The sequence below is a fragment of the Bacillus sp. CGMCC 1.16607 genome (assembly GCF_042683745.1).
GTDB lineage: Bacteria > Bacillota > Bacilli > Bacillales > Cytobacillaceae > Pseudoneobacillus.
Map to the genome: position 1 here is coordinate 98,443 of NZ_JBHUJX010000019.1, position 13,241 is coordinate 111,683.

General features: G+C 38.5%; 11 protein-coding genes. 1 reads left to right on the top strand and 10 read right to left on the bottom strand.

The window, feature by feature from the left end; translation table 11 throughout:
• A complete protein-coding gene (locus ACFSO7_RS12875) occupies positions 1 to 2,313 on the top strand; it encodes a thiamine pyrophosphate-dependent enzyme (RefSeq protein ID WP_377877731.1) in 2,313 nt (770 codons plus the stop codon).
• A gap of 77 nt (positions 2,314 to 2,390) precedes the next feature.
• Here the strand turns inward: ACFSO7_RS12875 and nagB are convergent, their stop codons facing one another.
• From nagB to ACFSO7_RS12925, 10 genes are all read right to left on the bottom strand, one after another.
• Positions 2,391 to 3,143: a glucosamine-6-phosphate deaminase gene (gene nagB, locus ACFSO7_RS12880; protein WP_377877732.1), complete on the bottom strand. Its 753-nt coding sequence runs from the start codon at positions 3,141 to 3,143 to the stop codon at positions 2,391 to 2,393.
• A complete protein-coding gene (nagA, locus tag ACFSO7_RS12885) occupies positions 3,118 to 4,329 on the bottom strand; it encodes an N-acetylglucosamine-6-phosphate deacetylase (protein WP_377877733.1) in 1,212 nt (403 codons plus the stop codon). The genes nagB and nagA overlap by 26 nt, the downstream gene beginning before the upstream one ends.
• Positions 4,330 to 4,504: 175 nt before the next feature.
• Positions 4,505 to 5,173: a VOC family protein gene (locus tag ACFSO7_RS12890; RefSeq protein ID WP_377877734.1), complete on the bottom strand. Its 669-nt coding sequence runs from the start codon at positions 5,171 to 5,173 to the stop codon at positions 4,505 to 4,507.
• 275 nt (positions 5,174 to 5,448) lie between these two features.
• Positions 5,449 to 6,504 (bottom strand): DUF4030 domain-containing protein, encoded by a 1,056-nt coding sequence (locus ACFSO7_RS12895; RefSeq protein WP_377877735.1) that lies wholly within the window; start codon positions 6,502 to 6,504, stop codon positions 5,449 to 5,451.
• Positions 6,494 to 7,057, bottom strand: a complete 564-nt coding sequence (locus ACFSO7_RS12900) for a sigma-70 family RNA polymerase sigma factor (protein WP_377877736.1) — start codon at positions 7,055 to 7,057, stop codon at positions 6,494 to 6,496. The genes ACFSO7_RS12895 and ACFSO7_RS12900 overlap by 11 nt, the downstream gene beginning before the upstream one ends.
• Positions 7,058 to 7,517: 460 nt before the next feature.
• Positions 7,518 to 8,942 carry a sigma-54 interaction domain-containing protein gene (locus tag ACFSO7_RS12905; RefSeq protein ID WP_377877737.1) on the bottom strand — a complete coding sequence of 475 codons (1,425 nt, stop codon included), beginning with the start codon at positions 8,940 to 8,942 and terminating at the stop codon, positions 7,518 to 7,520.
• A 129-nt stretch (positions 8,943 to 9,071) separates the two neighbouring features.
• Complete coding sequence (locus ACFSO7_RS12910) at positions 9,072 to 9,857, bottom strand: 3-hydroxybutyrate dehydrogenase (RefSeq protein WP_377877738.1); 786 nt, start codon at positions 9,855 to 9,857, stop codon at positions 9,072 to 9,074.
• A 117-nt stretch (positions 9,858 to 9,974) separates the two neighbouring features.
• Positions 9,975 to 10,628 (bottom strand): 3-oxoacid CoA-transferase subunit B, encoded by a 654-nt coding sequence (locus ACFSO7_RS12915; protein ID WP_377877739.1) that lies wholly within the window; start codon positions 10,626 to 10,628, stop codon positions 9,975 to 9,977.
• Positions 10,629 to 10,643: 15 nt separating this feature from the next.
• Positions 10,644 to 11,345 carry a CoA transferase subunit A gene (locus ACFSO7_RS12920; protein WP_377877740.1) on the bottom strand — a complete coding sequence of 234 codons (702 nt, stop codon included), beginning with the start codon at positions 11,343 to 11,345 and terminating at the stop codon, positions 10,644 to 10,646.
• A gap of 38 nt (positions 11,346 to 11,383) precedes the next feature.
• Entirely contained in the window at positions 11,384 to 12,826 is a 1,443-nt protein-coding gene (locus tag ACFSO7_RS12925) for a GntP family permease (protein ID WP_377877741.1), read from the bottom strand.
• Positions 12,827 to 13,241: the final 415 nt, after the last annotated feature.

Below are 13,241 nucleotides of genomic sequence, written 5' to 3' on the forward strand. Positions count from 1 at the left end.
ATGTCCATTGATTTAAAAAGTGAAAACGTAAACATTCCAACTGGTTCGGTTGAACAAACGATTGTATTCGAATCAGGTAATGAAATGGCTGCCTATGCAGCACACCAAATAAATTATCATGTGATGGGGTATTACCCAATCTCTCCATCTACGGAAGTTGCCCAGTTCCTTGATGGAATGAAGGCGAAGGGTGAGCATGATATCGTGTTAATACCTGCTGACGGTGAACACGGTTCAGCTGGAATTTGCTACGGTGCATCAACAGGCGGTGGGCGTGTATTCAATGCAACTAGTGCGAATGGTTTTTTATATATGCTGGAACAGCTTCCTGTACAATCAGGAACACGTTTTCCAATGGTGTTGAATCTCGTGAACCGTTCCGTATCAGGACCTTTAAACATTCACGGTGACCATTCCGATCTTTATTTTGCCTTAAATACAGGATGGCCGATCTTAATGGCTCGTGATCCACAAATTGTTTATGATATGAACTTGATTGCGATTAAACTTGCAGAAGATCCAGAGGTTCGTTTGCCGGTAATCGTTTCCTTCGACGGATATTTCACTTCTCACCAAAAGAGACGTGTTCAGGTAATCAAGAGTAAAGAAGATGTTCAACAATTTATTGGTGAACCGAATCCAAACTTCCGTCACGCTTTAGATCGTGATAATCCGGTAACGATTGGACCATATATGAATGAACCAGATTATATAAACAACTGTTATCAGCAATCTGAAGCGATGTATAAAGCGGAAGAAGTTTATGAGAGAATATCAAAAGAATATGCTGAGCTGACTGGGCGCGAGTATCCTGTACTCGATTTATATCGAATGGAAGATGCCGAGATTGCGGTATTTATGCTGAATTCAGCAGCTGAGGTTTGTAAAGACGTAGTGGACCGACTTCGTGAAAAAGGGATTAAAGCTGGTGTCATCACACCAAATATGATCCGGCCATTCCCGCAAAAACAGCTTGCTGAAGTATTGCGAAATGTGAAAGCAATTACAGTTGGCGATCGTGCGGACTCTTACGGTGCACATGGTGGTAATATGGCTCTTGAAGTGAGAGCAACATTACAGACTTATGGAAATGTGACAACAAAGGTTGTCAATCGTGTCTATGGCTTAGGCGGCAAAGATTTTTACGCCGATGACGCAGAAAGCTTTTTTCTACTAGCCCAAGATGCAGCGGAACAAGCGTATGTAGAAAAACCTTTTGACTATTATGGACATGAACCGGGAAGAGCTGAACTTGCTCCGAAACGCGTATTGAATCCAATGAAAAAAGAAGATTTAAACACAGGGCTAATCACTGTTACTCCTGATGAAAAAACAGGCCAATTAAACGTGAAAATTCCACCCTTACGTAGCTTAACGAAAAAACCGAAACGATTAGCTTCAGGACACGGAGCTTGTCCGGGCTGCGGAATTTTTTCAGGTTTAGAATTGTTCTTCAAAGGGATTGAAGGAGATATTGTTGCTTTATTCCATACAGGATGCGCAATGGTCGTTACTACTGGCTATCCATACAGTTCACATAAAGCCACTTACATCCATAACCTTTTCCAAAATGGTTCGGCTACCCTTTCAGGATTAGTCGAAATGTTCCATGAACGGAAACGACGCGGCGAATTTGAAAAGCTCGGTTTAAGTGATGACTTTACATTTGTCATGGTCACAGGCGATGGTGGAATGGATATTGGTATGGGACCAGCGATCGGAACGGCACTAAGAAACCATAAAATGATTATTTTGGAGTACGATAACGAAGGTTATATGAATACAGGAAGTCAGATGTCTTATTCAACACCAATGGGACATATGACAAGTACTTCGGGCGTCGGCAGCTTCCAAAACGGTAAGCCCTTCCATCACAAGGATACTGCTCAAATTATGGCGGCTACCCATATTCCTTACGTATTCACAGGAACCGAAGCGTTCGACCGCGACCTATTGAAAAAAGCAGCAAAAGCGCAGTGGTATGCGAAGAATGAGGGTCTTGTGTACGGGAAAATTTTAATCACTTGCCCACTGAACTGGAAATCGAAAGATGAACTAGGACAAACAATCGTTGAGGCAGCCGTAAACTCCTGCTTCTTCCCTCTTTACGAAGTAGAGCGCGGAATCACGACCGTTACGTACAATCCAGAAGAGAAGAACAAACGTATTGACGTCACTGAGTGGTTGAAGCTGATGGGGAAAACGAAGCATTTGCTCCAAGAAAGCAGTCAAGAAATGCTTCAGTTATTCGACAAAGAAGTAGAACGCCGCTGGAGACAGCTTAAAGCGAAGCATGAAAGTCCAGATTTATAGGTATAGCTTTTTGAAAAAATGGTCCAGAGCACTTTGGCTCTGGACCATTTCCTATTTTGTTTGATAATTAATCCTACCTAGATCTTAAAGCTTTCCATATCAGTAGACACTTCTTTAAGTGCCAATTCATCTGCAATCACGGTTACATGTTTGTGAAGTTTAAGAGCTGAGGCAGGGAAGTTTTCGGTTATTTCTCCTGATAGTAGTTCTTTTATTGCCTTTGCTTTGGATTCACCTGATGCCAGCAATAGGATTTCTTTGCTTTTTAAAATACTTGAGATACCCATTGTAATGGCATGTGTTGGAACGTCTTTCTGATGATGAAAGAAACGGGCATTCGCCTTACGGGTTGATTCAGTAAGCTTTGTAACATACGTTTTCTGTGAAAAAGGCGTCCCCGGTTCATTAAATCCGATATGACCATTACTTCCAATTCCTAATATTTGAAGATCAGGATAGTTTAGACTTTCAATTAAGCCATCATACCTTTTACACTCTTCCTGTAAATCGGAAGCCATTCCATTTGGAATATGGGTGTTTTCCATTTTTAGATCGAGATATTGAAACAATTTATGAATCATATAGTAATGATAGCTTTGTGGATGATCACTTGCGAGCCCGATGTATTCGTCTAGATTCACTGTCCGAACGTTTTGATAGGAAGTCGCATTAATTTGATGATCTCGAATGAGTAGATCATATGTTTTCTCAGGAGTCCCCCCCGTCGCTAGTCCGAGTATGGTGGCACTCTTAGTCTTAACTTTTTCACTGATCATTTTTGAGGCAATTTCACTTAATTCAGTATCATTCTTCACAGCTATTACATTCATCCATTTCACCTCTTTTATAGACCAAATGGCCACGACAATACGTCATCATTATATTCAAGTTGGAATCTAAAATAACGAAATCAGCGTCTTTTCCTTCCGTGATACTTCCTTTTCGATCAAAAATATTTAAGCTCTTTGCTGGATTCATAGATGTGATTTTCACCAACTCTTCTAAACGGCACCCAGTATATTTTTGAAAATTTTGTAGCGCCGTCCCCATTTTGAGAATACTGCCAGCTAATGTGCCATCTTCTAAAGTTGCACGATCCCTTGTCACGATGACCTTTTGACCACCGAGTTCATATTGGCCAGCTTTTAAACATTTTGCCCTCATTGAATCAGTAATGAGAAGAATCGATTCACTTGTTTTACTTCTATACGTATGCTTCACGATTTCTGGTCGGATGTGAATTCCGTCGACAATCATTTCGACTTTTAATTCCTCTCGTAAGAGCGCGGCACCTACTACACCAGGCTCACGATGATGTAAACCCGACATCCCATTAAACAAATGGGTCACATGCGAGGCACCAGCATTAATCGCATGATCTACTTCCTCATACGTTGCGTTCGAATGACCAATAGAAGCGACCACTCCTGTTTGACTTAAATGATGTATAAACTCCAAACCATTTTCTTCCTCAGGGGCTAAAGTAACAACTTTAATATTTCCACCACTAAGTTCTTGCCATTTCATAAAAAGAGTAAGGTCAGGTGCCTTAATATATCGGTTAGGCTGAGCACCTGCCCGCTTTTTCGAAATAAACGGTCCTTCAAGATGGATGCCCACCACCTCTGCAACATCAGCTTTTTTCGACATTCCCATATAATTGGCCACATTTTGAAGTGCCTTTTCAATTTCCTCTTCACTCTGTGTTATAGTTGTCGCGAGAAAGCTCGTTGTTCCTTCCCTAGGAAGTGCCTTTGCCATTGTATGTAAGGCTTCTGGTGTGGCGTCCATTGTATCTACCCCATCTACCCCATGAATATGAATGTCAATCATTCCTGGGATTAGTGCTAAATCAGGGGTTAGAGTAATGATCTTTGCTCCATTTATTATTTCTTCTGTTAGTTCATCATTATGTCCCGTTTTAGTGATGATTCCATCTTCAACCTTCACAAAACCTTGTTTATAGAAATCTTCTTCAGTATAAACAGTTACATTAGTAATGATAAATGATTCCATATGTTCTCCTACTCCTATAAAAATCATTTTGATTCAGCGAACATTTCATGTGTGATCATAGTCAGGTATATTCTACACAATATGATTACATCTTTCTATTTTATGAAAAGGAAGTTAGCGTTTTAATCGACACTTTTCTCCTACGATAAACAGTTCTTAATAGCAAGATCCCAAACTATTCAGAGCGAATAGAGTAATTTAAATATGAGAATATCCATGATCTATCTCCCTCAATTATCACTTGAATCGGAAAGATTGCTGCTTTTTTATCGCTCATAAACCACGGACGATCTTTCTTAACGATAATGAATAGTCCTTCCTCGTCACCAATTGCCGCAAATGTATCGGATGGTTGCTTCCATTCTGATATTCCCAACTCACTTTTTATTTTCCCAACTACTTCTAGTACATTGAATACAGGGATCCCTATTTCATCTATTCTTAAAAACTCATTATTTGAAAATGCTTTGGTTGTTAATGAACTTTTGAGTTGATGTCTTGCTATTATTTCAACAATATTGCCAGCAGGGTCATTAAAATAAACAGAATGTGCATCCCATGATTGGAAATGAATTACTTTCTCTCCCTCATAGGTTGTTATCTTTACCCTTTTTCCGATCCATTTAAGTGCTTCATTCATCCTACTTTCAGGAATATTAATAGCAAAGTGATAAAATGGTTTAGTGTTCTCATTCCCCTCTATAAAGGTTAAATGAGTTGACCCAATCTTGATAGTGAATTCATCTCTAGTCATTTTTATTAATGGAAAACCAAAATGTATATGGTAGAAATCAAATAGTTTTTTCAGTTCAGTCGTTTCAAGAATCAGTTCTTTTATTTTCATAGTGCTATACCTCCGAATCACTTTTCTTAATTTTACTTGTAAAAGTGAGGCGAAGATTCGTTCAAACTGTGGAAGCTTCTTAAGAAATTGGTCTTGGTTATTTTCAGTTGCACTACGACTAATGGAGTAATTGACGAATTAAACAGGAGTTGAATACATTATCTGTTAAAAGAGAATAGTGTTGGAATTACTTTTTTGGGAATTGTCCCAAAAGAATGACCTGTAAATAGATTTACAGGTCATTCTTTTAAATAATCTTTACAAGGTTTTTTGTTTTAATTAATCTTCTTCTTATCCTTTCCCAATACGGTTATTTCAAAAGGATCGTTACGAACGGTTTTGGTTCTTTCGTCCGTTTTGATGAAGGTCATGATTTCGTCTTTGATCCTTTTGGCTAGTTCTTTAGCTTCAGGATCTGTTGATTTAACGGTAGTTTTAATAGTAATTTGCAGTGGCAGTGGATGGAAGGAATACGAATAGGTCTTCACCTTAAAAGTCTCGTTTTCCATTAATCCGCCACCGATGATATGAATAAGTCCCAATTCCCCCCATCTTTGTTCTTGTTCACGGGCTGCCATATCGATTCTGGTGACTCGATATCGGAATGGTTCTCCATATGGTTTAGATAATTCCTCAAGTCCTTTTTTCAACGCCGCCATTCGTTCCTTCGATTCTGTTTTCGGAACAGCGACGTAGATATATTTATCAACGACTCGAGCTTGTGGTGGGAATGCCATGACGTAATTATTTTGCTTTAACCATTCAATAATTTTATTCTCAAGTTCCATGCCTTCCTGGATGTATTTTTCAACCTCTGGACTGGGTTCTTCCATTGGCACTCGGTCGTCTTTCACAGATTGAATTTTAATCTTATACTTGCCGAAATTGTTATCCATTAAGGCATCATGAATTTTTCCCTTTGCTTTTGCATTATCCTTTTTGCTCGATTCATAAAGCTCTAGTTTGATTTCTCGCTTTGGAACCGAAATATCCCAGTCATGAGGTTCGAACTGATTTTCCATCAACGTATCCCCAACAAGATTAATAACAGCATATTTGTATTCCTCTTGTTTAATGAACAAGCTTAAATATGGAATTTTCGCTGTGACCTTTGCCATGCCAAGTGATAGATTGGAAAAAACAATGAGTAGTGTGAATATGGCTACGGCTGCGAAGGTGGAATAAGCGAATTTTCTTCTACCCGTTTTTGGCCGATGAGCTTTTAATTCAATAATTTTATTGCCCTCTCTTACTGCCTTTAGAACATTTTGCTTATGCTCTTTTTGAAAACGGATGTTTTTCCATTCGGGATAGTTCAATTTATTTTTCATGACTATTCTCCTCCTCAAATGAAAGTTTTAACAAGTTTCTGGCGCGAAAAAGTCTCGTCTTCACAGTATTCGCGTTCTGACTTAATAAATCAGCCATTTCATTTATCGATAATTCTTCATAATAATGGAGGATAATTACTTCTCTCAACTTAATTGGGAGGGCTAATATTTTTTCAAAAAGGAGGGCTTGATCCTCCAATTCTTCCATTCTATCCTCTATAGAATTTGTTCTGCCCTTAATAATAGAAAAAATAAAGTCTTTGTACTGAATATTTTTATAGGACCAGCTTTTTAATAAATCCTTGCATTTATTGACAGTAATTCGGTAAAGCCATGTTTTGTATGTAGATCTACTTTGAAACTGGTCTAGACTTTTGTAGCAGCTAATAAACACTTCCTGAGAAATATCTTCCGCTAACTGCTTTTCTTTCAAATAAGTGTAAGCTAATCTCATCACCATATCGCCATATTCCTCCATCAACCAAATTAATTGGTCTTCTTTAGGCAGATGGTGGATTTCATTTGAGTTTTCTTTCGTTTTTTTCAAATACATTCACATCCTCCTTTCTTTACATTTAGACGAGGCTAACCGTTATTGGTTCCGTAAGAGAATATAAAAATAGTGACTGCTTGAAAAACAGTCACCATCATTTTAAAGAGCTTTCTTCATTTATAATGTAAATTTATCAATCTCTTTCTTTAGCTCATTGATATGCTCATCTAGTTCACTTGCGGAATCTGCAACAACCGTGATCGCATTTAACTGTTCATCGACAGAAGAAGAAATTTCTTCAATCGTAGCCGCTGATTCCTCACTAATAGCGGCAATATTCTCTATAGAACATACAACGTTGTCCTATAAAATCATTAGAGAATCAATGCTTCCATTAACCTCACTGATAATTTTTCTAACACCTTTAATGGAACTTGCGATTAATCTAAATGAATCCGTACTATTCACAGCATCAGTTTGTTCTTGGACTAAATCTTTCGCATTTTCTATTTCAATTACTCTATTTCACATCATACATTTTACATTTATCGTAAAATTTTGTTTTTCCTATTTGCAATAGCTTGGCTGCCTCTTGTTTATTTCCATTCGCTAAAGAAAGTGCATGGAGGATAGCTTGTTTTTCCGCTTGTGCAAGCGTTTCTCTTAATGGCAATACAGGTAGATTGTAAGACTCATTTCCTAGCTCATTTGAAGTATTCGTATCTTTCATTGATTCAAAGTTTCTATCCTGATCACGAAGATAAAGTGGCAGATGAGCAAACTCGATTTGCCTCCCATCTAGAACATTTATCGCTCTTTCTAATACATTTTCTAGCTCGCGGATATTGCCTGGCCACGAATGCTGCTGCAATCTTTCAATAACATGTTCCGATAATTTTATTCCCTTACGGAAAAACTTTTTTTCTAACTTATTTAATAGATTGGTTGCGATCAGTGGAATATCTTCTTTTCGTTTTCTAAGCGGTGGTATTTCAATTTTAATCACATTTAAACGATAGTATAAATCCTTTCGGAACTTCCCTTCCTCTACCATCTTCTCTAAATCCCTGTGTGTGGCCGCAATCACTCTTACGTCCACAGGAATAGAGCTTTGTCCACCTACGCGCTGGATTTCTTTTTCCTGAAGAACACGTAAAAGTTTACTTTGCATCGAGAGAGGCATATCTCCTACTTCATCAAGAAATATCGTCCCATAGTTGGCAATTTGAAACTGCCCCTTTTTCCCACCTTTTTTCGCTCCAGTAAAAGCACCATCTTCATATCCAAACAATTCTGATTCTAATAAATGCTCGGGTATCGAGGCACAATTAATTGGAACAAATGGAAAAGAGGAACGAGTACTGTTGGCATGGATGGCATGGGCAAATAATTCCTTCCCCGTACCCGATTCCCCTAATAGCAAAACAGCCGACTGACTCCCTGAAATTCTTTCTGCAAGCTTTTTGGCCATTTGGAAGGATGGTCCTTCCCCTATTAAATCATGAAATGAATACTTACTTTTCATATCCTTTTCTAACTTGTTTTTGTAATATTTAAGCTCATCCAATAAAGGTTGGATTTTCTTTTTATAATCCCACCAATCCTCAGGGGTTCTGAACATAACGGTTCCTAAGGCACCAACTAATTCCCCTTCAACAATTAGTGGAAAACGATTAGCAATCATTTCACTACCATTTATAGGCTGAACAACAGCCAACTCTGCTTGACCCGTATTTGCCACAATATGCATTCTTGTATTTTCGATGACATCTTTGACATTGCGGCCAATAGCATTTTCCACCGTTGTTCCTAAGAACTCACAATAAGCTGAATTGATATAACAAATCATACCTTCTCGGTCTACAATCACAATTCGTTCAGCTGCTAGATTAATAACTTCCTCTAGCCATTCATAAGGAATGAGATCAATTCCAGTGTTTTTCATCATGCTCACCTTTGCTTACATTTATTTACTACTCATTATACCAAAAATCGACAACCACCAAAGGGAAGGTAATTCCAATTATAAAAATGAACCTTATTTGCACAGCAAACAAGGTTCAGAGAATCTTAGCTATTGAATAGTATATCCGCCATCCAAAACAACGGCTTGACCGGTGACGCCTCTTGCTTTTTCACTTGCTAGGAAAACAGCATAATCTGCAATTTCTGAAACATCTAACAGCCTTTTTTGTGGTACTAGCGGATAAATTACTTCCTCTAATACACGATCAAGCTGGACATTTCTAGTTGTAGCTAAATCTTTTAGTTGATTTCTTACAAGTGGTGTATCAACATACCCAGGACAAAGCGCATTCACAGTGATCCCTTGAGCTGCTCCTTCTAAAGCTGCCACTTTGGTTAACCCAATGACACCATGCTTCGCACTGTTATAGGCTACTTTACCTGCAAAGCCAACAAGTCCATTAATAGATGCCATATTTATGACTCTTCCATACCCCTGCTTCTTCATTATTGGAAAAACATGCTTTATTCCAACAAATGGTGCTGTAAGCATTACTTTAATTAAGAATTCAAATTTTTCCGTAGGAAAATCCTCCAATGGTGAAACATATTGAAGTCCTGCATTATTGACTAAAATATCTAAGCTGCCAAAGGTGTCATAGGCAAGCTCAATAGCATTTTTAAATACCTTTTCATCTGTAACATCACACGGAATAGCCAAAGCGCTAAATCCTTCTTCCCCCAGCTGTGTTGCTACTTGCTCACATTTTTCTTGATTCAAATCGGATATAACGACCCTTGCGCCTTCAAGAGCAAAAGCTCTCGCTATTTCCAAACCAATTCCACTAGCCGAGCCAGTGATAAAGGCTACTTTTCCTTCTAGGAGCTTCCCCATTCCTGTTCCTCCCAAATTCTTTTTGATATTTTTGGTAGAAAGAACCTTTAAAAGATAATTTTATGATGACCGGTTTCTCTGTTTTTTCTACCTTTCGGGCAATATGAAATAAATGAATTAACTTTGCTTCGCCAACAAAAGAGGGCTGACGGTAAAGGTCGCTTCTGTTTTCTCCTGAATTTCCTTTAAAGTGGCGCCTGATTGTATTTCAGTCAATACCATACCGTTCTCTTTAAAATCAAAAACTGCCAATTCAGTGATTAATCGGTGTACTACCCTTTGTCCAGTCAAAGGAAGCGTACATTGTTTTTTAACCTTCGATTCACCATATTTATTCGTATGCTCCATAACCACAACCACTCTTTTAGCTCCGTTCACTAGGTCCATGGCGCCGCCCATCCCTTTAACCATTTTCCCAGGTATCATCCAGTTCGCAAGGTCACCATTTTCGGCAACCTCCATGCCACCTAGTATCGCTAAGTCAATATGACCTCCACGAATCATCGCAAAAGACTCTGCACTGTCAAAATAAGAAGCACCTGATACGGCAGTTACAGTCTCTTTGCCAGCATTAATCAGATCAGCGTCTACTTCTTCATCTGTAGGATATGGTCCAATTCCTAGCAATCCATTTTCTGATTGAAGCATGACATTGTACTCGTTTGGAATTTCATTCGCAACAAGGGTAGGCATTCCGATACCAAGGTTTACGTTCATCCCATCTGAAATTTCTAACACCGCTCGTTTAATGATTTTTAACCGAACATCCATCCATCACAACCTCCTTTAAACACTAGCCACAGTCCGGCGTTCAATTTTTTTCTCGTATGAGGATCCCATAAGGACATGTTGAACGTAAATGCCAGGAGTGTGAATATGATTAGGATCTAACTCTCCAACTCCTACGATTTCCTCTACTTCTGCAATGGTGATTCTTCCAGCCATCGCAGCTAGAGGATTAAAATTGCGTGCGGTTTTTCGGTAGATTAAATTCCCGTGAGGATCGGCTTTCCAGGCTTTCACAAGTGCAATGTCACCGACAATCCCTTTTTCTAAAATAAACATTTTCCCATCAAACTCTTTATGTTCCTTACCTTCTGCAATTGGAGTACCTACACCCGTTGCCGTATAAAAACCCGGAATCCCCGCTCCACCTGCACGAATTCGTTCAGCAAGAGTTCCTTGTGGCACAAGCTCCACTTCTAATTCTCCACTTAAAAATTGTTTCTCAAAAATTTTGTTTTCTCCAACATAGGAAGAAATCATTTTTTTGATTTGCTTGTTTGCTAATAAAAGACCTAAGCCCCAATCATCAACCCCACAATTGTTACTTACAATCGTTAGGTCCTTCACTCCCTTATCTCTTAGAGCTAGGATCGCCTTCTCAGGTATCCCACAAAGGCCAAAACCACCAACAATTAAGGTTGCACCATCATGTATACAATCGATAGCTTCATCAAAGGAATACAACACTTTCCCAGTCGCCATGTAACCATCTCCTTTTTTGCCACTTATTCCGATATTGATTAAACAATTCCTAAAAGCGTGTATAAAGTAATGATAAAGAAAACAGCAAGTGTTTTAATAACCGTTATTGCGAAAATGTCACGATAAGATTGTTTATGAGTTAAACCTGTCACAGCTAGTAATGTGATAACAGCCCCATTATGCGGAAGTGTATCCATTCCACCAGATGCCATTGAAATTACACGGTGCATCACTTCCGGAGGAATATTGGCAACTGCAATGGCCTTATTATAAGTTTCAGACATCGCACTTAATGCAATACCCATCCCACCTGAAGCTGAACCGGTAATACCTGCAAGAGTCGTTGTTGTCACTGCCCCATTTACTAATGGGTTTGTAAACGTACCAGAAATGCCATTACTAATCACAGCGAATCCTGGTAGCGCTGCAATTACTCCACCAAATCCGTATTCAGCTGCTGTATTCATCGTCGCTAACAACGAGCCACCGATGCTTGTATTTAGACCTTCTTTAAAGTTTTGCGTAACACGCTTCCAATCGAATAAAATAGTTGAAATAATACCAACAATCAATGCCATTTCAACAGCCCAAATTGCTGCAACTGTCGAAACATCCATAACACCTAGAGCTTTCATGCCTATTTTTGAAAAATCAAAGCCCTCTGGATACCATTTAGGAATAAGAGTAACAAAGACTTTATTCATCACACCAACAAGAATAAGTGGAACAAAAGCTAGAATTTGACGTCCAAGAGGTTGATTCGTTGAAAGCTCCTTAGTAAACGATTCGTTATCAGCCAACTTATGAGCCTCAGCTGCTGCAGCCGTTTCCGAACCAAATCCAAAGTAACCTTCTCCAGCTCTTTCTGCCTTTTTACGACGAGATTCAAGATATAAAAGACCAACAATAAGGACAAAGATTCCACCTAAAATCCCTAAAACTGGTGCTGCATAAATATCTGTTTTAAAGAATGAGGTTGGTATAACGTTTTGAATTTGTGGTGTACCAGGTAGCGCGTCCATCGTAAAGGTAAATGCTCCTAGAGCAATCGTTCCAGGAATGAGTCTTTTTGGAATATTAGCTTGTCTGAATAACTGTGCTGCAAACGGGAAAATTGCAAACACGGCTACGAACAGACTCACACCACTGTACGTTAAGATTGCTCCTAATAATACAATCGCTAACATCGCCCGCTTCGCACCAATTGAACGAACAATCGTTTTTGCAATTGACTCAGCAAGTCCAGACATTTCAACCACTTTACCGAAAATAGCCCCTAATAAGAAGACAGGGAAATAGTTCTTAATAAAGCCAACCATTTTATCCATAAAAATGCTTGAAAAAAACGGCATTACATAACTTGGTTCTGTTAATAAGACAGCAAAAAGTGCACAAATAGGCGCAAACAATATGACGGAAAATCCTCTGTACGCAACAAACATTAAGAGTCCGAGTGCCAATAATATAATGATTAAATCCATGTAAATCCCCCTTGTGTTATTAATTTCTAATTACCCTATTTTTCCTACCCCTTAGTAAGCGTTTACAAAATAAAGCCTAAACCTCCTTTTCTATCACTACATTTTTTAATTGCAACTTTCGTGCCAATATAACAATTAATTCTAAATTATCAAAATACGATTAAAAATAGTTACTAGTTACATAGTTTAATTTGTCATTAATTCATTTTTTGAACATGTCCCATTTACTAGAAATTCCGCAATAACGGAAATTATTCAAATGAAACATTCCGATATTGCGGAAATTTCCGACTTTTCGGATTCATAGTTATGAAATTTTACCGAATTAATTTACACACTTAATCAAATCGTTTAATCAATCTAATTTAGGTAGCCCAATCACTAGGCAGATTAGGTATAATAATAACTACTATAA